8 protein-coding genes are annotated in these 22,108 nt (G+C 59.2%); 1 reads left to right on the top strand and 7 read right to left on the bottom strand.

Annotated features, from left to right (window positions below; translation table 11 throughout):
- Nucleotides 1-242: 242 nt before the first annotated feature.
- Nucleotides 243-2,579: an alpha-amylase family glycosyl hydrolase gene (locus ISN74_RS19835; protein WP_188795688.1), complete on the top strand. Its 2,337-nt coding sequence runs from the start codon at nt 243-245 to the stop codon at nt 2,577-2,579.
- A gap of 133 nt (nt 2,580-2,712) precedes the next feature.
- On the opposite strand, the gene ISN74_RS19840 is transcribed toward ISN74_RS19835, so the two are convergent.
- The 7 genes from ISN74_RS19840 to ISN74_RS19870 all read right to left on the bottom strand — a co-directional run bounded on the left by ISN74_RS19840 (nt 2,713) and on the right by ISN74_RS19870 (nt 22,103).
- Nucleotides 2,713-3,711 (bottom strand): beta-propeller fold lactonase family protein, encoded by a 999-nt coding sequence (locus tag ISN74_RS19840; protein WP_188795690.1) that lies wholly within the window; start codon nt 3,709-3,711, stop codon nt 2,713-2,715.
- Between the two features lie 545 nt (nt 3,712-4,256).
- The gene (locus ISN74_RS19845; protein ID WP_188795692.1) at nt 4,257-5,699 is read right to left on the bottom strand and encodes a substrate-binding domain-containing protein; all 1,443 of its coding nucleotides are present in this window, start codon (nt 5,697-5,699) and stop codon (nt 4,257-4,259) included.
- A gap of 643 nt (nt 5,700-6,342) precedes the next feature.
- Nucleotides 6,343-6,753, bottom strand: a complete 411-nt coding sequence (locus ISN74_RS19850) for a hypothetical protein (RefSeq protein ID WP_188795694.1) — start codon at nt 6,751-6,753, stop codon at nt 6,343-6,345.
- Between the two features lie 365 nt (nt 6,754-7,118).
- Nucleotides 7,119-19,748, bottom strand: a complete 12,630-nt coding sequence (locus ISN74_RS19855) for a filamentous haemagglutinin family protein (protein ID WP_188795696.1) — start codon at nt 19,746-19,748, stop codon at nt 7,119-7,121.
- A 423-nt stretch (nt 19,749-20,171) separates the two neighbouring features.
- A complete protein-coding gene (locus ISN74_RS19860; protein ID WP_188795700.1) occupies nt 20,172-20,534 on the bottom strand; it encodes a hypothetical protein in 363 nt (120 codons plus the stop codon).
- Between the two features lie 32 nt (nt 20,535-20,566).
- Nucleotides 20,567-21,178 carry an OmpH/Skp family outer membrane protein gene (locus ISN74_RS19865; protein WP_188795702.1) on the bottom strand — a complete coding sequence of 204 codons (612 nt, stop codon included), beginning with the start codon at nt 21,176-21,178 and terminating at the stop codon, nt 20,567-20,569.
- A gap of 298 nt (nt 21,179-21,476) precedes the next feature.
- Nucleotides 21,477-22,103: a hypothetical protein gene (locus tag ISN74_RS19870; protein WP_188795704.1), complete on the bottom strand. Its 627-nt coding sequence runs from the start codon at nt 22,101-22,103 to the stop codon at nt 21,477-21,479.
- Nucleotides 22,104-22,108 lie beyond the last annotated feature (5 nt).

Raw genomic sequence — 22,108 nt, forward strand, 5'->3', positions numbered from 1 at the left:
CTTTCAATGAATACGTATGCATACGCTGGTTGCTGCACCGCGATGCTTTCTACTATGCCTCGCACCAGCTGACGCATCGCCAATAACGCGTGCATCACACGCAATCGATGGGGAGATCGATTCGGCCTACGACACAGCTGCGGCTGCAGGCAGTCACGCCTGCATGCACTTCAGGGAATCAACGCGAAGCACATCCATAGCACCTGTTCGTTCACGAAGCAGGATGAAGGAGGCATGCCCGAATGAAGTGTCTTAAATTTCTCGCCGCTCTGCTGGTTTTCGCCAGCCTCGCCACAGCGCCGCTAAAGCCCGCTTACGCCGCGATCAACCCCTCAAGCCTTGGCGCCAGCTACAACTCGCAGCAGACACAGATCACCTTCCGCGTCTATTCCGCCAACGCCACGACTATGGTGCTGTATCTCTACAGCGCTGGTTATGGTGCGCAGGAATCAGCGACCTATCCATTGACCAACGTCGGCAGCGGCGTGTGGCAAGTGGTGGTGCCGGTTTCATCGATTCAATCAGCCGGCATTACCGGTGCGGTGTATTACGGTTATCGCGCCTGGGGTCCGAACTGGACGTACAGTTCAAGCTGGACGAAAGGTTCGTCCACGGGCTTCGTCTCCGACGTTGACAGCAACGGCAACCGCTTCAATCCGAACAAGCTGATGCTCGATCCCTACGCGGAGGAAATCAGCCAAGATCCGCTCAACGCCAATAACCAGAATGCCGATATCTTTGCGACCGGCGCCACTGTCGATGCCAGTTTTGGCGTCGCCTATCGCCTGATCGACAGCGGCACCTACGCACCCAAGGGCATCGTGCTTGCACCCAGCACGCAGAGCACCGGTACCAAACCGACTCGCGCGCAGAAAGACGACGTGATCTACGAAGTGAACGTGCGCGGCCTCACCAAGCAGGATCCGAACACCCCCACTCAGTATCAGGGCACTTATTACGGTGCAGGCCTCAAGGCGAGTTATCTGGCCAGCCTCGGCGTTACCGCGGTCGAGTTCCTGCCGATGCAGGAAACGCAGAACGACGAAAACGACGTCATCGCCGATTCGACGCAAGATCAGAATTACTGGGGCTACATGACGGAAGATTACTTCGCGCCTGATCGCCGCTACGCCTATAACAAAGCAGCCGGTGGTCCGACCGCGGAATTCCAGGCAATGGTGCAGGCGTTTCACAACGCCGGCATCAAGGTGTACATGGACGTGGTCTACAACCACACCGCTGAAGGTGGCACGTGGAGCAGCACTGATCCGACAACCGCCACCATGTTCTCCTGGCGTGGCCTGGACAATGCAACGTATTACGAACTCACCACCGGCAACCAGTATTTCTACGACGACACGGGAACCGGCGGTAACGTCAACACGTATAACCCCGTCGCGCGGCAGATGATCATCGACTCGCTCGCGTACTGGAGCAACACGATGGGCGTCGATGGCTTCCGCTTCGACGAAGCGCCGATCTTGGGTAACAACTGCCTCAACCAGTCTTACGAATCCGCCGCGCCCAACTGTCCGAATGGTGGTTTCAACTTCGATGCCGCCGATTCCAATGTCGCCATCAACCAGATCCTGGACAATCTCACCGTTCGTCCGGCCAGCGGCGGCAGCGGCGTTGATCTGTTTGCCGAACCGTGGAGCGCCAGCGGCGGTGATGATCAGGGACAGTTCCCGGTGGGTTGGTCGGAATGGAATGGCGCGTTTGAAGCCACACTGCGTCAGGCGCAGAACGAACTCGGCAACATGACCATCTCGATCGGCCAGGATGCACAGGACTTCACCGGCTCCTCCAACATCTTCCAGGCCAACGGCCGCAATCCGTGGAACTCCACCAACTACATGGATATCCACGACGGCTTTACGCTGTTCGACGTGTACTACTGCGACAACCCGAACAACAGCCAGGCTTGGCCTTATGGCCCATCGACCGGCGGCAGCACCACCAATTACAGCTGGAACCAGGGTGGCGCGGCGGAAGATCAACGTCGCGCCGCACGCACCGGCCTCGCCTTCACCATGCTCTCGGCCGGCACGCCGATCATGGCCGGCGGCGACGAATACCTGCGCTCACTGAACTGCAACAACAACCCTTACAACGTCGACTCCACCGCCAACTGGCTCAATTACTCGTGGACAACCGATCAATCCAACTTCTACAACTTCGCGCAACGTGCCATCGCCTTCCGCCTTGCACATCCCTCATTGCGCCCAGCGAGCTGGTACACCAGCAGTCAAGTTGAATGGTGGGAACCCAGCGGTGTGGAAGCGACAACCAGCTACTGGAACGATACCAGCAACTACGCCATCGCCTACACCATCAACGGCTCGTCCTTCAGCGACAACAACTCCATCTACATCGCCTACAACGGCTGGTCCGCCAGCGTCACCTTCACCCTGCCACCACCACCCACTGGCACCAACTGGTATCGCGTCACCGATACCTGCAACTGGAACGACGGCGCCAATACCTGGGTGACGCCAGGAAACGAAACATTGATCGGCGGAAGCGGTGCTACCTACAGCCAGTGCGCTCAGTCGCTGTTGCTGCTGATTTCCAAATGATCAGGTGACATAGAAAGCGCTGGGCATTATTTCTAATCCATAAAAAACGGCCATCTCACATGAGATGGCCGTTTGCTTTGCTTCCCCGTTGAACAGGGCGTCTCCGGTCCTGCCAGAGTTGGACTACCCAGGCTTACCAATTGGTCGGCTGGGTCGCGACGGCAACCGGATCGTTACCGACGTTTATGGTCGCCAAGGCGCCACCGAACGGATTGATCACAGAAACCGTGTTGGAACCGCTGTTGGCCACAAACACATTGCCGCAAGCAACCGCGAGCGCGTCAGGTTCGGTACCCACCGTTACCGTTTCGACCAGCTTGCCGTCGAACGGGGTGATCACCGATACGGTGTTGGCATTGTAATTGGCCACATACATAAGCGCGCCAAAGAACTGCAGCGCAATGGCGTTGGCGCCGCTTCCCGCCGTGATCGTGGAAGTCACGGTATTGCTCGACGTGGAAATCACCGAGACATTACCGGCGTTGTAATCGGTCGCATATACATGAGCGCCATCGGGGCTGACCGCCACGCTATACGGGTTGTCTCCCAACGACACGGTGGCCGTCACGGTATTGGAGCCCGTAGCGATGACGGAAACATTCTCAGAATCAAGATTACCCACGTACACATTGGCGCCATTGGGGCTGACTGCCAGGCTATACGGAATCTGCCCCACCGCTACCGTAGCGGACACGGTGTTGGTGGCCGTGGCGATCACGGACACGGTGTTGGCGTCGGAGTTGGCCACATACAAGTAATTGCCATTGGGGCTGACGGCTACGGCTGCGGGAGAAGCGCCCACCGTCACCGTGGCAGTCACGGCATTGGTGGCTGCATCAATCACAGACACCGTGTCGCTGCCGAAATTGGCCACATACACGCTGTTGCCATCGGGGCTGACTGCGACGCCATTGGGTTCAGCTCCCACCGTGATGGTGGCGGCTACCGTGTTGTTGACCGTGTTGACCACGGAGACAGTGCCGTCGTTGTAATTGGCTACATAAGCATTGTTGTTGTGAGCGAAGGCGGGCAGCGTTACCAACGCCATCAGCAACGGAAGCGTGCAACGGGCCGCGCCAGCAAACCAGCGGCGCCCCGCCGGACGCGTCTTGAACGTCGATTGATCGGTCATGATGAAATACCTCGGTAGAAGATCATGGGCGGCACAGTGCGCCCGGCACGAAACTCTTTCGTTACGTCGGCATGTGAACTGTAGGAGCACGCTCTACAGTGCTCCTGACCGGATGGATTGATACCCCTTGCCAACCGTCGTGCGTCCCGCGGACGATGATTGAAATGCGGAACGTCCCCTTCTGCGCGCATGCCGGCGCTCAACCTGTTCCACGGTAATGCTGTGGTCCCTTTCACGTACCGACGCTTGCGGGCATTGCCCTATCGCAGTGGGTACCGCTCAAGCATGCGCTCGCGCCATGACGGTACCTTGAAGTATTGGCGTCGATAAAAATGTCTTTTTTATTACTTCAAATAAAAGGGAATCACCGACATTTCATATTCAACGTCATAAATAACTATTTTCGTCTCCAAGTCGTCCTGATTATCGATGTGGCATCCAAATTGGTGCTCGTTATGGCGCTGCGTAAACCGCGACGCACGAAAAAAAGAGGGAATGCACAGGCATCCCCTCTTTTCTGCTTCCTGCAGAGTCAAACGTGAAGCTTACTCGCCGAGGCAGGTGCCTACCTGCGTAGCGGTGAAGCTGCCTTTGCCGAGGGTCAAGAACTGCAGACCCGTGGTTCCACCGATGGTGGTTACTTTGGCTTGGACAGTGGAGCTATACGGAGATTCCAACAGACCCTGTACATCGGCCTGCTCCGTTCCATTGCCTTGCGCATTGCCGAGCAAGTACGAGATGGCCACGATCGGATAGGTGCCCGACGGCACGATGTTACCCGGCGTCGCATATTCCGCCGGATTCACCAGGGCGATGCACGACGTGGCGGGGACGGGCAAGCCCAGCGAGCTGAGCGTAGCGACAGTAGCCTCGCCATTGGTGGAACTGGCGCCAGTGATGACACTGTTGTAGGCCAGGTCGGCGGCAGTAATGGTGAGCTTGCTACCGAAGTTCGCGGTCGGGCTCAAACCACCCACGTCAGCAATGCTGATGCTGGGGTTCGTCTGCAAGGCGTTGGCGGTCTCCACATAGCCAATGCTGGCGGACGTGTTCTGGATAGCGGTGGCCACAGCCGGATTGCCGCTTGCACCTACCCAATTGCTGGGGACAGTGGACTTGTACAAGCCAACCACCGTGGTGAAGGTCTGGTTCGCAACGAAGTGAGCGGAGGCAGAGCCGATTCCGAGGGCGGCGCAGGCATACGTCAGATGGTTGGAGAAGCTGAAGGTGGTGCCGCTGCCATCCGAGCGATACACAACGTTGATCGGCTGAGAATTGTTCAAGGTGTCACCCGACTTCAGGGTGAACGCGCTAGCCAGATCTGAGCTATCCCAGTTGCTGTCCGTACCGGAGAAGATGTTGCACAGCTGCGTGTCACTGAAGTTCGCAGCGACCACCGCATTACCCTGATCGTCGAGCAAGTTGAAAGCAATTGCCACCGCACCCGCCACAGCCGGGAACTCTGTGGGGTATTCAGTGGTGCCATTGGTGGACTGGTAGTTCTCGTAATCAGATTCGGCCAGCGGAGCATCCGCACCCGCAAAGTTCGGCTGACCCAGGCTCGTTTCGCCAACCAGCGGGGCACCGAAGCCAGGAACGGTACCGACACTGTTCTTCGCGCAGGTGTTCTGCACACTGAACGCGGTCAGGAGACCGTTAACGGTCAAGCTAATCGGGCTGGCGAGGATGTCCTTGCCCGCGCCGCTGCCGGTCAGGCAATAGGAAACATTGGGGTTGCCCGACGTAGCTTCATACACGCCGAACAGCGAGGTCGCAGCGATGGGATCGGAAGTATTGTCCGAGGAGGTTCCCCACACCTGCAGATTCGTGGCGGCATTGGTGCCAACATAACCGATCGATGGCAACGTCGCACCACCACCCACCAGCGTCGGCGACGTCTGAGCGTGCGAAACGCCGGCCAGAGCCAACGCCAGAGCAGCGGCTACCAGCTTGGTGCGGGTGCTTAGCTTACGAATTCCGTAACTCATGGTTTTTCCCCATAGCACTTGTACCTCCGGAATTGGAGGCCGAGTCTTTTTACGCCCACGCAATGACGGTGCCATTAAGTATTAATGTCGTTGAATATGCGTTGTTGGTTACAACGTCTAATTATTTTTAAATTTTAAAAGTCATATTTTCTGTAATAAAAATAGAATGTGATGTGATGCACACGAAGGACGGATGCGCATCGTTTCATCATGGAAATTCACATTTTGTAGGCATTTGGATTTTTATAATCGAATGGGATTTTTGCAGGCGTTTTGCCGTCTTGCGACGGAAATAAATGACTTTCGACCTTGACGATGATTCATGGCTTGATTGTTCCTCACGTTTCCACTCGTCACTCAAGCCTTCGCTGGAATGACGGCAACGCAGTTTGAAAAATCTCGGCCAACTAGACGACTTCACGATTTTTGGAATCACGGCACCGTGAAACGTAAAGTGGCCTCAGCTCGTAGGCTGGGTTAGTGCCATATGATCCAGTACATGCGGCTGCTTTCACCCCGATTTTTCGGCAAAATTAGGCCCCCCTCCAAATCGGTCGAGATGTTCCATAACGCCTCACCGTCACCCCAACCCCCACTGGAATGACGAACAAAACGCGTGGGAATATTCACTGCAACGCTAAATTCAATGTGGGCAGTCGCAAGGTGTTGGCTCATAAACCGCCTCAAATTCCCGCAGCATGGAATAAACCTCCCGATCCAGCTCGGGCACGCTCGCAAGCGTCAAAAGTTCGTCGCTTTTCATGGCACACAGCACACAGCGGATAGCCGGGCGATGCCCTTCCATACACCACGCATTTAATATCTTCATCAGTTTAATCAGCAGAAGGCCTTTTACTTTACTTGTTCCATTAATGCTGCGTTTCAACTGTTTTTCAAGCGAATAAGTAAGGCGCCGGCTAAATGCGCGATCTGAGATCGTATGCAATTGCTCCAATTGCTCGCGCGTACAGGCGGTGAGTAGGGATTCAGCCTTATCGTATTGGCGAAAATCGGAAAGCTGGATCAGTGTTTCGACAAGCGCACTCTGGTTCACGGCGATTCGTCCCAGTCCATTGTTTCCACGCGTATCCGGGCAACACCCGGCCCTCTTTGCGGGTTGATTCCGCAAAGGTCTTGCCTGCCTTTTTGCAGCTTGGGTTAAACGTCACGTTCCGCACCCTCGCCGTGCCTGTCTTTGGCTGAACTCACACGGGTTGCGCAGACTCAAACCGACTTACGTGACGGGTGGTGCGAATAAGCTATTTGCCGGATTGCTTCCTTATCGGTTTACGCAGCGCTTGTTCTATGCGCTCGCTTAAGCGCAGAGCGACCGTTCCAACCTGCCGGAGCAGTCGCATACAAGTGCGCACAACTGCACGCCACATGTACACCCTTCGCAACAAGAACGCCCAAGTATTGCTACTCCACCAACAGCTTGCGTTCGTCCATAGTTAGCGCTTGTTTGCGCGCATTGCTGAGTCGCCCTGCGCCGAGAACCTGCACGGGACTATCAGGATCGTAGCCATTGGGGTTTTCATTGATCATGCCGCTACTGTCGCCTCCGAAGCCGAGTACTTGCACGGCAATGATCGACGGCTGCTTGCTCAGCGCATCGTTCTGTTGCTGCTGCACCATGTTCTGCGCCACTTTGCTCACGGCGCCTGCTGCAGCGGCGGCGGAAGTCAGCGCGCCCACATTGACCGTTGCCGTTACGGGTACGCCGATCTTGTTACCCTGCACCTGGATGTTTACGGCGTTCAACACTTGTGCGGCGGCTACCACCAGGTTGCCGGAGACGCGGATGCCAGCGTCACCCGCATCCACCGTACCGCGCGGCGCGATCAGATAGACGTTGCCCGATGCTGCCCCCGGAATGGTTTGCAAGGTGGCGATACCGGCGCCGGTGACTTCGCCCTTGGCATCGATCAGGCAGAAAGCGTCCAAATCACACAGATACGTCGGCGGCGGGATCACCGCCACCGTTTTCGCACCCTGGCCCGCGTTGATGTTGCCGTTGGAACTCCAGATCACCATGTTGCCGCCCTGCTCGGTAAAGATGCGGCTTTGCGCCAGCAGCAGGCTGCGATCGGTGAAGATGTCCACATTGCCCTGCTCCAGGGTGAGCACGCCCATGCTGTTGGGGCCGGCGACGACGACACCTTGGTCGGTAATCACGGGCGGCGCATCGACGCTGCCGATCAAAGCCTGGCCACCCGGACCCAGGATGCTGACGTTGCCACCCTGCTGGGTCTGAATGGTGGAACTGCGGATATCCAGATCGCCCGTATCCACCGTTTGCGCTTCGCCATTGAGTCCGCCGGCACCGGCACCATTGTCGGTATAACCCAGCGAAGCAGGGAACAGACTTTCGATGGCAGCGTAGCCGCGCGCGTACTGGTGATAGTAGGGGCTGCTGGGATCGTTGTAATCCGCACCAACCTCAGCCAGCAGCTTGAAGAACTCCTGTTGCACGAATTGCTGCTGCACATAGGTGGGCAATTGCTGGAACGCGGCCTGCGCCTGCTGCGTGGTCAGCACCACGTTGAGCTGATCCTGGACGAAACCGGTATCGACCACCTGACCGTCTTCCTGCTGCTCCATGAAAGTGACCAGATCTGGTAGCAAGCTGCCGAAGCCGTCCACGCCATTGGGATTGCTCAGGTACTTCGTGAGGAAGTTGCTGATGTCGATGCCCGGTCCGACACCAAACAGCACGTCGATGCTGGCGCCATCGTGGGGCAGATAAGGATTGAGCGCATTGCCAACGGTTTCGATGCCGGTCGGGATGGTGGTATTCGCCACCTCTGCATTTGCGTTGAGAATGTCGGTTTGGCTGGTGAATGGCCCCATATTGCGTCCCGCCTCCACATCCAGCGTGCCAACGCCGCTCAACTCAATAGCTGGCACAAGCTGATAATTGAGGCCAACAGGCGCGAGAGTGGGTAACACACTAGGATCGTATTCGGTATCGTAGATACTGCCGCCCGCCGCGATCCGGGTGATATCTGACGCATGCGTCTGTTGGCCGATAAACGAAAGATCGACGATATTCTGGCCCGCGTAGATCAGTGCCGGCTTGTCCGGCTCGATCAGCATTTCATCCATCTGGATGCCGTTGGGCGCTGCTGTACCGTTGATGATGCTGCCATTGAGTGCGTAGATGCGTACCGGGGTGGCGTCAGCGTCATGCAGTCCGGCTTGGTATAGCTCTTCCTCATAACCTGTTCCGCCGTAAGTTTCGTCCTCCAGGTAGTGAATCAAGGCCAGCGTCGCAAAATCGGTGCTATCGGAACCCTCCGGCTGTAAGGGCGAAGGCAATACCGAAGCGGTCGCGTCGATCAAGCCAAAACCAGCCACACCGGATGTACCAGCACCATCAAGATCGTAGTTCTCCTGCGCAAGATTGATGGAATCCGCTGCAAGCAGGCTCAGATCGCCAGTGGCCGAGGGATACAACCCCCCCGCGGTCAGAATATTGATACTGCCATTCAGTGCCGAGAAGTCGAGCGTCGACGGCAATATGCTAAGGCCATAGCTGTTTTGGCCTTCACCATACCTGTCGCCAAGTACTTGCGTTTCCCAGGTAAGGCTGCCCAGAGTCAGGTCGCCCGTTACGGTCGCCACGTTTACCGCCGAGTTGCTGCTATAGCTTTGATCGTCCGCAGTGAGGCCTGCTGGCGCGGCATAGGATGGGTCGAGGATGTCCGCGATATTCACGCCATCGCGGGCTTGCACATTCCATTGCGCATCCTGGAGAGCGAGCAAGGTGGAAACGGGTACCGATGTGGGGGCGCTGCTGGTCGAGATAATCTGACCCGCTGCATCCGTGGTACCACTTGGCAAGACATAGGAGAAATCAGAACCGATCAGGCCACCGGCCGAAAGGCTGCCCGTTCCATTCGCGACGAAATAACTGCCGCTGAGAATGTTGCCACCCGAGCTGACGCTGAGATTACCGCCCCCAACGGTCGTGATGGCGGTGCCAGCAGCATTGGCATACCAAGTCGTGGGCAGGGACACCGAGAGATCGCTGATATTGCCGCCCGCTGTGACGCTGACATTGCCACCCGCGCTCATTACGCCCTGATCGAAGTTGGCGAAATTGATCGAGCTGGCGATGGTGCTGCCGTTCGCGTTGAAACTGTTGCCAGTCTCCATCCACGGCCACCAGAACTGACTGATCAATGCGCCCTGTGTGCCGGTGATGGTACCGGTGGTGTCGTAGACCTGCTCGATACCATTGATGTTGCCACCCGCACTGAGCAGGACATTACCCGCGTTATCGGGGTTGACCTGGCCGGTAGCCAGTATGTCGGGTACAGCGCCTTCGCCGGGCACTGGAGTGACTATCGATACGCTGGTACCTGCCGCGGTGCCTGCCGCAGGTGCGCCAGCGGTATAGACCGCAGCGGGTGCGGCCGAATCCTGCCAATCGATATCGCCCGCCGCAACGATGTCGATGGACCCGGTGCCGGTGCGCACCACCGTGGGAAATTCCAGCACGTAGTTATTCGCAGCGCCACTGACGGTGTACTGCACAGCAAAATTGCCATTGAGATTGACATTGCCTGCACGGGTGTTCGCGACGACAGACAGCGGATTCACGCTGGCGAAATTTGCCCCAGCGACCAGCTGGTAGCTGCTGCTTGATCCACCCAGAAGCGTGGCGGACTCCAGCGAGGCCGGATTGCCAAGACTGGCCATATTCGAGGGGCTGTTATTCGGCGCGACGGGTACAGGCGTTAGTCCGTTCGGATTACTGTCCGCCGGCGCATAGGGGGCATAGAAGAATTGTGATCCACCAAGCGAGTTAGGAGTGTTGGGGACGCCGCCGTTAGCGGCTGCGATGACGTTGCCCAGTGGACCGGCGCTCGATACGTAATACAGATAGTTGGCGTAACCGGCCATATAGGCTTCGTACTCACCGACATACGTGCTGCTGTAATTGTTCGCTGTGGGCGTTAGCGGCAACAGCAACGGGGGCGGCGTCGCCGCCTGTGAAAGGGGGAGATTGCCATTGACACCCGAATTGCTGCTATTGAAGTTGGTGGTCAGCCAGCTTTGATACGCCGAAACGTAGCTGGCATAGCTAGTAAAGCTGGCTGGCTGGGGGGCGGTGGCGGAGAGCGCATTATTGGGGTTGTAGGGAAGGAAAGAGTCGTAATCGCCGTAGTTGAACAACAAGGAAAAGGTATTGTTACCGCCTTTGCCAACCTCGGTGATGTAGAGATTGTAATTCGCATAGTACTGAGCCGATTGACTAGGGTCCGGCGCCTGGATGGGCTCGTAATATTTATCGGCAGCGGTACTCAGAACGAAGGGATCGTAGTTACCACCTGCATCAATGTAATACTCGGTAAGTGGACCCGACGATGCCGTTGCCTGCCAGATTGGCCATGGTTGCCCGGTGAGAGCGGCTTCAAATGAGTCGTTCGCGAGGTAACTGATGGACGCGTTATAGGCTGATAACTCGTTATTGTAATCCTGCGTGATGACACCACCCGGCTGCACGTAGACGGGCGGGGTAAGATCAGCCCCCAGGTTCTGCTGATAGAAGCCGTCGGTAAGACTCGCATCGACATTCACGTCATGCAGGGCCAGTACGGTCAACGTGGGCGCGATGCCCGAAGCGGACACCGAAGGATTGGCGCCATAGCGATAGGCCAACTGGATCGTGCCATTGGATGCCGTGACGCCGGCGCCCAGATTCCAGTTGGTGAGTACCGAGATATCGCCGCCGTTGACGTTTGCATCCGGATTGATCAGCTCGATACCAGGGCTGATCTGCAGATTGGTGATGCCCGTATAGCGATTGCCAAAGGTGTAGCCGGGCTGTTCCACATAACTCATCAAGGTGCCAGCACCCTGGGTCGGGTCGCCGTTGACGTAACCGTAGAACGTTTCGTGCGCGGCATTGGCCGTTGTCGGCACGAAGTAATCGTTCTGTAGATCGTATTGCAGCGCGGTGGCGGTGGTAGGCGCGGCCAGTACATTACCTGTCGCGTCGTACCACGTACCGGCGACCAGTTGCGGCGAGTCGCTGGTACCTGCGTTGGCATACCACCCAGAGGGATCGATCAGGCCATCGAAATATTTGGCCGTGCCTTGGTTTTCGGTATCCGCCGCGCTCCACACCGCATAGGGCACCATAGTGACGCTGCTGGCGCCGGTAATCGTGGCATTGTTGGCGAAGGTGATCGGCACATCGCCATTGGCCAGCAACGGTGCGCGCAGGCTCACCATGCCGCCCACACCACCGGAGCCGCCAGCAACATTGACGATGGCACTGGGCCCGAACACGATGCTGCCGGCATTGCCAGCGTCCACGTCTTCATAGCCATACGTGGTGTTGAGCTGACCGGGCGTCGCCGTGCCTGACGTGCCAATCTCCACAATGCCGCCCATCTGTTCCGGCACGCTGCTGGTAGCGAGCAGGCTACCGTTGACGGTGACGCCATTGCGGCCAAAGAGCTGAATTTCACCGGCCGCTTTGCCCGACGCATTGACCGTGCCTTCGATGTCCACCACGCCGGCATCCGTGTTGACAGCGCCGCTACCGCCATTGGCGGTCAGGTACACATCCTGCGCCACCAGACTTTGCCCGGCGGAAAGCAGCAGGTTCCCCGCACCACTGGTGATGGAAATACCGCTGGTGGTACCGGCGCTCTGCGTCAGCTGTGCAAGTTGATCCAGATTCAGCGCACCGCCGCTGCTCAGCGTGAAATAGCCACCCAGATAACCATCGGTTGCACCGCCTTCAAACGTGCCATTGAGCGTGGCGAGATTGTTCGCGTTGATGGTAAGGCTGCCCGCCGTACCGCCCTGCGGCGCACCGGCGAAATTAACTAGGGCACCGTTGTCCACGGTGACCGAGCCCTGGCTCGAAGCCAGCGTGAGATCGCCACCTACTGCATAGGTGGTGACGTCGTAGAAGGTCTTGTTGATGCCGGCGACATCGACATTGGCATTGCCGGTGAGGGTGAGGTCGCCGCTCGTGGCGGTGAGGGTGAGTGCGCCGGCCAGCGCATCCACTTGTGTGCCCACGGTGAGCGAGCCACCGCTGAGGGCCAGGGTGCCGCCCAGGTTGTTGTCGGTGAGTGGCGTACCGCTCGCGCTGTTGACGGCAAAGCTGCCGGTGGTGGTGAGCGTCGTGTTGGCTCCGCTTTCGGCCAGCAGAACCGGTGTGTTGAAGCTGACATTGGCCGCACCGAAGTTCATCCCACCATCACCCTGGCCGGTGATGCCCTGGCTGGCGTTGGCGGTCACGCTGGCAAAGCCCTGGGTGACGCTGCTACCGGCAGTGAAATCCAGCTCGTTCGCAGTGAGAATCAGCTGGCCCGTACCCGCAGTCACCGTGGCAGTGCTAGTGCCGGCGTCATTGCCCAGACCCAGGATGTCCGCCTTGATGCTGACGGTACCGCCGTCGCTGACATAGGCATTCGCGTTGAGGTTCAAGCTCTGCGGCAAGTCGATGCTGACATTGCCCAGGAAGTCGATGGCGCCGCGGCTGTTCAGCGTGACCTGGCTGGCATCGTTGAACAGGCTCAAGGTGCCAGGGCCGATCACCAAACCACCGATGCCAGCGCTGCCTGGCGCATCGCTGCCGATAAAATTGATCTGATTGGCGGTGGCCAGGATGTTCTGCGCGGTGAAGACCGCATTTGGATCGACGCTGGTGGCGCCCGTGGTATCCATCGTCAGCGACGCACCACCCTGTACGGTGGCGCCGGCATCAATGGTGAGGTTGCCCAGCGTGGTGCCTGATGTGTCGTAGCGGGTGACCGGCGCCACGCCATCTTGTGAGACGCGTAGCAAGGCACCATTGCCGCTGACAGCGGCGGTATTGGTGGTGGTGTTCGCATCACTGCCAAACAGCAGCGGCGTGGTATTGGGCGTGCCGCTACCGGTGGCGGCAAGATAGCTACCCGACTGCAGCACGATGCCTTGTGCTCCCGCATTCCCATTGGTAACCAGCAGAATCTCCTGACCTTCCAGCGGATCGGCGCTGTCGTTGGACAGCACCACGCTGTTGGCAACGCTGGTGATCTGGTAGCCATCGCTGGTGAGTTGGCGGGTGCCGCCCAACAACAAGCTGCCCGCATTCAGCGCCGTCAACTGATCGGCGGAGATCTGCAGATAGTTGCCGCCCAGCGATGTGGAATTGGCCCCCACCACCTGGATCGCCTGCGCTGCGATATCCACCATGCCGGGGCGCCCGCCACTGGCGGGTGCATCGTCCAGGGTAGCGCCCAGTTGCAACTGCTGGGTGGCGCTGAGGATCAGATGGCCGCCATCTTCAGGCAGCTGCGGCGTGACCGTGCCATTGCTGGCGGCCTGGCTGGTGAAATAGCTGTTCGCATTGGTGAAGGTGTACTGCGAATACTGCTGCCATACCGAGGCCGACTGGACGTCGAAAGTGGTGTTGGTGGATTCGTGCGCGCCATCCAGGGCGTCAGCGAAATACCCCGTAATGGCCAGCGTGCCATCGGGCAGCACCGCGTTCTGGCCCAACACGGCGTTCTGCGAGCTGGTGTCCTGCACCACGCGATACGCGCCAGGCAGGGTCGCGTAACCGGCCGGCAACAAGGTGTAATAGCCGGCAGGCAAGCCGGTGATGCCTGACAGATAGACCGACTCGCCCACGGCCGGGCCCGAACCCGCGTTTGCGGCGCTGTTCATGGCCGCATCCTGTGCACTGACCGGCGCGGTATAGCCGGGCAGGATGGCGTAGATGGCGCGCCCGTCAGCGTATTGCGATACCTGCGTGCCGGTGGTGCTGTTGGCGTAGCTGGTTTCGGACTGGGTCAGCACATTGACGGTGCCGCCCGTGCCGGGCACCCATTCCGAGGCCTGTAATTCACCGCCACCGCTGATATCGATGGTGGCGCCGCTGCCCAACGACACGTTGTTGCCGGTGATGGTGATGGACTTGGACGGCGGCGCGGTCAGCGGTGAAACGGTGTTGCTACTGTTAGGACTGCCGGCATAGTTCCACTCCTCGCCATCGGTAGTGCTGCCGTAGGGTACGGTTTCGCCATCCAGTGAGACCGAGGTAAGGCTACCAGCGCCCAGGATGACGCTTTGCGTGGCCACCAGCGGATACCAGGAGGAGGGGCTACTGCCGATGCCAAAGCTGGCAAGCGTGCCGGCGGTATTCTGCGGCACGCCGATGATCAGGTCGCCGGAAGGCACCCATACCGCACCGTCCTGCACGATATTGTCCGCATCCAGCAGCAGGCTGCCGCCAGCCGACAACGGCACGCTGGCGGCGCCGTTGCCCAGGATGGTCAGCGTGGTGCTGAGCGCTTGGCCTTGGGCATTTTTCAGGCCCGAGGGATTGGCATCGATCGCAAAGGCGTAATTGGTGACCGGATAAAGCTCGGCCGCCTGGAAGGTGAGGTTGCCGGTGCTGAACAGCAAACCGGACTGCAAGGTGCCGCTTGCCCCGGAATACTGGACGTTTGCCGGTGCGTAGAAACGGATATCGCCGCTCGCGGTGAAGTTGGCGTTGGCCCAGCCCTGCAGATTGATCAAGCCACCAAGATCGATGAAGTCGGCATTGACATTCAGGGTGCCGCTACCGGCCACCGGGCTCGGTGCGCCACCCACGCCGGTAATTTCTACGTAAGGTGCGCTGATTTGTACGGTGCCGTCCCCCGGGTTGTAGGCGGTGGTGCTGACACCGGACAGGTTCTTACTGCCCGCGGGCAAGGCCGTGAGGGTAGGCGTATACAACTCGAAGCTTTTGCCCAGCGAGAGATCGATATTGCCAGCGAAGCCGACCGGCACAGGGGTTTGATAGATCGCGAGGTTGGCCGAAGGAATAGGTCCCAACGTAAGACTGGTAATACCTGAGCCATCCAGTCGATCCAGTGCGAAATACAGCACACCCTTAGCAGCTTTGAGCGCCACCTTGCCGCCCGGTTGCAGACCGGAAGCGGGCACCAGCATGCCGGATTGCTGCAACACAAGGGCGGTGGATTTCGCGGCCAAACCGAACTCGACCAAGGAGCCTTCCGAGGCAGCGGGGCTCATACCTGCTATCTGCAGACTACCGCCTTCAGCCTGAGAGCTGCCCCCTTGCGCCAGCAAACTCCCATCCGCGTATAAGCCCGCTGCGGCGCCCACCAGGATCGAGCCGGCGTTGCTCCACACCGGCGTCGGTGTATAGCCGGTTTCGGCACCGTCGAACGCCCCATTGGCAACAGGCAAATCGTAGACATCGGAGCTGCCCGATACATCGATCAGGCTGCCCTGCTCGGTCAATACATAGCCCGCAGGGGACGTGATATTGACGCTGCCGCCATTCAACACCAAGCCGGTGCGAGGGACATAGCGGGTGGCTAGGCCCAAACCCAGGCTATTGCCGGGCACGGCTGCGGCCAGCGGGTCGATCAAAGACACGCCAGCGACGTTCAGGACTGCCTGCGGCTCCAGCCACAGTTCGGGCACGCTCTGAAGTTCGACGTCGACTGCGGGGTTGGTGACATTGATCGTGCCGCCGGGCGCGTTGATGGTGCCATCCACAATGGTGGACTGCGCGCCCCCCAGCGTGATGGCGGCCCCCGCATCGGCGGAAATACTTGAACCCGCGCCCAGCGTTAGCGAGCCAGTGACACCGGCATACGCCTCTGGCCCTGCCTCCGGACCTATCGCAGCGTTTGCGGAGTAGTTCAGATACATCCCGGCACTCAGTGAAAAACCGGGGCCGTTCGCATCGCGGGAGATATAGCGCAGATAAGGGGCCAACTGTCCGACGCTGACATACGCGCTACCGGTCAGCGCACTCTCGCCATAGATGTCGGTGCCGGTGGGCGCGGCCAGCAGAGCGGGGATATTGGGTAACAGGTTGTCGCGGCTAATCTGCACCACCGCGCCTGGCGCGATGTTCGCGTCGGTGAAAGAGGTGAGCGCATAGTTGTCGAAGCCCTGGCCGGCAAAGAAAGACGGGGACAGGTACAAGCCATTGCTCAGCGCCAGGTCGCTGGCGCTACCGCCGATCTGGATATCGATCGCCTGCAGGGTAAGCGTGCCGCCACCGCTGAAGCCGTAGGCGCGCAAGCTACCTTCCAGCACCAGCTTGCCCCGCCCAAGGGAAACAGGTGGGTTCGTACCTGAGTCGTTGAATGTAAATGAACCCTGATCCGCATAGTCGATCAGGCTGATGCTGCCGCCACTACCATCCGGCACGCCATTGGTCAGCTGCAACTGACCATTGCTGTTGACATAGCCGCCACTGGAGACGTCCAGCAAGCTGCCGGATTGCAGCACGATGGAACCCGTTTCATCAGTAGGAGTGCCGCTGGTACCCTTGCCGGCGCCAACAATCACATCAGCTTGATCCACTGTAAGGCTGATGGTACCGCCGTTGATGTAGCGATCGCCGATGTAATTGCCGGCAGCAGCCTGCGCGTCATTGACCCATAGCCCGTCGGTACTCAGCACGGCGCCACTGCCGACGGTGATGCCTTCGGCCAGCACCGCCCCCGTAAGACTGGCCGGATCGGGAAAATCAATGCCCGATGCTGTCAGGGTGATCGCGCCGGACGGCGCACTGAGTTCACCGAGGATGTCGATGGCGTTTGCCGTCATCCCGATCGAACCGCCGGGCTGCACGCCGAGCACCGTGCCAGTCTGCTCCAGAATCTCGCCGCCAGCTTTATTCAGGTTGAGTGCGCTGAAGCCGCCTTGCTGCACCAGGTTGGCCGAAACGGGCACCCAGCGCGTGAGGTCGTACGGGTTGGTGCCGGCGGGGTCTTCATCGCCAAGCACGGTCGACCAGGACGTATCGGCCTGGAAGCTGGAATCGATCTGTTGGAGCGGCGCTACCGATTGCTGCAACAGGATGCTGGGCGCAATAACCACGCCATCTGTGTTCTGCGCGCCGCTCACGCTGATATCTAACGTACCGCCACTGGGCTGGGCACCCTGCGACACCTGGTTGCGACCGGCAAACGCCTGCGCGCTGATCTGGCCGTCCAGCACCAGCGCATCGCCCGTGGTGATATTGAGCGTGCCGCCGTTGCCGCCGACCGCGAAGCCGCTGTCCCAGCGCGTGTTGCCCGCCAGCAAGGGATTGCTGTAGTTGGTGGTGACGCCCCAGCGGTTGTCGACAACGCTGTATTCGCCGGCGAAGCCCACATAGGTCAGATCGGGATCGGCGTCGGCGATGTTGTAGATCTGTCCGTTGGAAGCCAGCAGGTTGGGTGTGCTGATCCAGCCGGGCTGGTAAGCGACATAGCCGCCATCCAGGTTCAATTCGGCGCCGCTACGTACGATGACCTGGGCACCGTTGAGGTTGATGGTGCCGCCATTGGTCATCAGCTGATTGACGGTGCGTGGCACATCATCGACATAGCCGGAAACATTGAGGACGGGGCTGCCGACCCAGGTAAGGCCGCTCGCCGTAATACCGCTCTGGGTACTGTCTACCGTGAGGTTTTGGCTGTGATAAAGGACGCTGTTGCGCAGCAGGGGCGAATTGGCCAGTTCGTTCTGGCCTACCAGCGGAATGGTGACCAACAGATCCGACATTGGTAATTCGACATTTGCCAAACCCGAAACGTCGATGACTGCGCCGTCGTCGACATAGATGCGCCCGGCCTGCGGATTAATGAAATCATCACCAGAGTAATTACTGGCGGCATAGGCATTGATGCTTAGATTTGCACTGGGCGCTTCCAGCAGTGAGCCGGACTGGAAGTTGACCGTTTGACCGCTGAGGATCAGAACACTGTCACTCTGATTGAAAGCCGTGGTGGCCGCGGCGGTAGACGTGGTCGTTGCACCATCCTCTTCCGGAAGCACGGTGGTGACGGAGTTGGGGCCGAGCGTCAGGGTACCGCCCGCTAGGTAAGTGCCCTGGGCCTGGTTATACCCACCACTCTGGGCGTTCAGCACGATGCTGCCCTGATAGTTGATGCTGGTGGAGGCCAGCGCCACGCCGTCCTGCGTGACGTTGAGGCCATCCATCTCCACTTCGCCTCGGCGCGATTGCAACAGGCCCGTATTGGTAGCAGTGCCGCCACCGGTCCCTGATGCCACGATGGCCAACGGTAGCGTGGTCGACGCCGAATTGGCGTTCTCGAATTGCGTACCCGCTGCGAGGATTATTTGGCCCTGATCGTCCACGATGCTGCCAGCATTGGAGACGTTCGGCGCCGCCAACAGCACGAAGCCTTGTGTGCCGCCGGTGATGGAAGCGCCATCTTGCACTACCACATCGTGGTTCTTTCCATCGGTAAAAACGCCATTGACCAGGATTGGCAAATAGGGGAGGTTGCTGGAGCCAATGCCACCATTGAGGAAATCGCTATTGCTGGTGGAAACGCTGCTGCTGAAAAGATCCAGCGAACTGGCAATCAACGAATTCGTATTTACCTGGCTACCGGCACCAAACAGGATGCCGTTGTGATCAAGAATGTAGACCGTGCCTTCGGCCTTGATCTGGCCGAAGATCTGGCTGGGTACGGCATTGGGATTGACGACGCGGTTCAGCGCAATCCAGTTGTTGTTGCTGCCGTTGGTCTGGTTGCCGCCGCTTTGATTGAAGTAAAGCGTGGTATCGCTGCCGACGTTGAAGCTGCTCCAGGTGAGGATCGCCTTCTGCGCGGTCTGTTTCACCTGGACGGTGGTCTGGCCATTGGAAACCGATTGCGTCGGCGCGTTGGCGTTCTGCCACAGCGATGGATTGCTGGAGACGCCGGGTGCCACCACCAGTCCACCTGGTGTCAAACCATTGGGTACCGAGGAGCCTTGCTGTTGCGCAGCCTGCTGCGCCGCTTGCTGTGCAGCGACCTGTGCGGCAACGGCCTGCGCGGCCTTGCTGAGGTTGGCCAGCGACTGTTGCACCTGTACTTGTTGCAGCAATTGCGCAGGCGTCTGCGCGGTGATGCCGCTGGTGGCCGGCGAATTGGCGGCAGGGTTGGTCGCCTGGGTTGTCGCCTGATTTTGCGCCTGAGCCAGCCATGCCTGACTCAGCGGCGGTGGGCCGCCGGCATGTGCCGGCATGGCCGCCATGGCCAGCACCGAGGCAATGGCGTAAGCCAAGGGGCGCCTTGGGCCCGTGAAACGCTTTACAGAAAGGGACCGCTTACCTGAACCGATCGGTGTGATCACGAAACTCTTCCCCTGGCATCTCTACGGCAACTCGCTAAGCAAGGCCTTCGGCTGGATAGACCGTTGGGTAAGGGGCCGACTGAACCATGTCATCAAAATTTCATCTGCGCTGTCGCGCCGGGTTCACAGATTTGTCGCAAAGGATTCAGACGGCTATTTGGAACAACGGAAATTCAACGAATGACCTCGCTTGGACTGTGCATCGCACTCTCCGCCTGTCATCCCAGCTTTCGCCGGGATGACAGGCGGAGGCATTACGCCAATTCATTCATCGCTCGTGCGGTGCAAAGCCACTGGGCCCCGGCCTTCGCCGGGGCGACGGATTCATTGAATATTCGCCACTAACTGTGACGATTAATGCGCACCCACAGGCACACCCAGCAAAGGCATGGGCGCCAGCGGCGGCGGGCGTTGCGGGTAGACAGATTTGCCCAGGTTGTTGCCCATGCGAATGCTGAGCGCGGAGAAGTTGAATTGCCCCAGCTGCTGGTTGCTTGGCGCGTGCGTTACCGCATCAAGTTGCGGCTGCGGACCGGGAGCAGTGTTGGCGGACGCGCCCAGTTGCTGATTGAGACACGCGTAGGACAAGGCCGGATGATCGTTGACAGCGACATCAACGCAAGATGAAGCCTGGCCTGTGGTGTGGATCGATGTCTGCGCCAACAGCGGCGCAGACATCAGGTACAAACTGCTGATCAGAAGAACGGATGCTCGCATGACACGCTCATCCTCCTGCTGTGATGGAATGATTATGGCGTGCTGCCGGTATTGGCGGCAGGTGCCGGTTCCAGGTTGAACGAGATGGTGGTGATCTTCGCATCCAGGCTCTGCACCACGGCCGGTGTCAGGTCGTTGGTCATGTTGCCGCCCAGCACTGCGTTGCGATCAAACAACACACCGCAGTTCTTGCTGTTGTACACGCTGACGATCACCGGCTGCGCGTACTGCGCAATCTGGTCCAACGCCTTCGCGCGCGTAGCTTCCAGCTGACGACCCTTGGTCTGCTGGTCGGCCTGCACCTGCTGCATGCGCTGGCCGAGCGCTTGTTCCTGCGACTGACGCTGATCGGCAGAGAGCGAAGCGGCCTTGGCGCGATAAGCTTGCACGTCGGCATCAAGCGGCTTGCGCTCGGCATCGATCTGACTCTGCGCCTGCTCGGCGAGCTGCTTGAGACGCGCGGTAGCGGCCTGGCCAACCTTGGCATTGGCGAAGATCGCTTCACGCGACAGGTAGCAGACGCCGGATACGGCAGGGCCGTTCAAAGGCATGCTGCTGGTGCTGGCCTGGGCGTGGACGGCGGTGCTGGACGCGCCCGCCAGGGCAACGGCTGCCACAGCCATGAGAGTTCGATCGATACGCATGGTGATTCCTTTACTGGGTGAAGTGCGAAATGAATAAGATCGCACTAATGCTGTCGTTTTGCATCGGGCGCGCGGCTTTATGCCTTTCTCCCTCCCTGCGGGGCTCGACATGCCCCCTACGCTTTGTGCGCCGTCATTCCCGCGAAAGCGGGAATCCATGGTCGCTTTTAACGCCAGAGCCACATGGATTCCCGCTTTCGCGGGAATGACGACAGGGCAGGATTGAGACTATTCGCAGCGAACAACCTTTTTCGAGCCACAAAAATGGTCGTGTTCGCCTCCGGGAGCAAACCGGCCATCACGGCTTCTTCACACTTGCCGCCCGCGGGTCATAGCGCTGCTCATACAGCTTGTCGCCATAGGCTTGCGCCGCGTTTTCCAGCTTGACCCGCTCGGATGCCGCAAACGGCTCGCGGCTGGCGAGCACGGTGCCGAGACCTATGTGGCTGTAGGCATCGAGTATCTCGCTGCCGATCGTGTACAGCTGCTGGTTCTTGGCGGCGCAGGTGCCAACCTGGGCCTGTGCGGTGTTGAGCTGGGTGGCCAGGTCGGTGCCGTGTTCTTCCTGATCACGCTCTTTGGCGTTGGCGTCGGCGACCTGTTTCTGCAGCTGCTGCACCTGGGCCTGAGCCTGCTCATGAGCGGCGCGTTCGGATGCCAATGCCGACGCATCCTGCGATGTGCTGGCGTTGTTCTTGGCCAACTGCGCCTTGGCATCGTCGAGCGCTTTACGTGCAGCATCACGCTCCTGCTCCAGTTGCGCTTTCTGCGCCTGCCATTGCGCCTGTTGGCCTTGCAGATCCTGCAGCTGGCTGCGCACGTCGGCCAGTTGCGAGCGTAACTGTTCTTCCAGTGTCTGCGCGCTGGCGTGCGTGGCCACCAACAACGAACACAGGATGGCGGCGGTGATCAGTAAACGTTTCATCGCAA

It is taken from the genome of Dyella caseinilytica, from assembly GCF_016865235.1.
GTDB lineage: Bacteria > Pseudomonadota > Gammaproteobacteria > Xanthomonadales > Rhodanobacteraceae > Dyella_B > Dyella_B caseinilytica.

Bases quoted from the DNA above. Each gene is read 5' to 3' on its own strand.
- ISN74_RS19840 (WP_188795690.1), bottom strand. From the start codon at position 3,711: ATGACCGATCAATCGACGTTCAAGACGCGTCCGGCGGGGCGCCGCTGG.
- ISN74_RS19860 (WP_188795700.1), bottom strand. From the start codon at position 20,534: ATGCGAGCATCCGTTCTTCTGATCAGCAGTTTGTACCTGATGTCTGCG.
- ISN74_RS19845 (WP_188795692.1), bottom strand. From the start codon at position 5,699: ATGAGTTACGGAATTCGTAAGCTAAGCACCCGCACCAAGCTGGTAGCC.
- ISN74_RS19835 (WP_188795688.1), top strand. From the start codon at position 243: ATGAAGTGTCTTAAATTTCTCGCCGCTCTGCTGGTTTTCGCCAGCCTC.
- ISN74_RS19865 (WP_188795702.1), bottom strand. From the start codon at position 21,178: ATGCGTATCGATCGAACTCTCATGGCTGTGGCAGCCGTTGCCCTGGCG.
- ISN74_RS19870 (WP_188795704.1), bottom strand. From the start codon at position 22,103: ATGAAACGTTTACTGATCACCGCCGCCATCCTGTGTTCGTTGTTGGTG.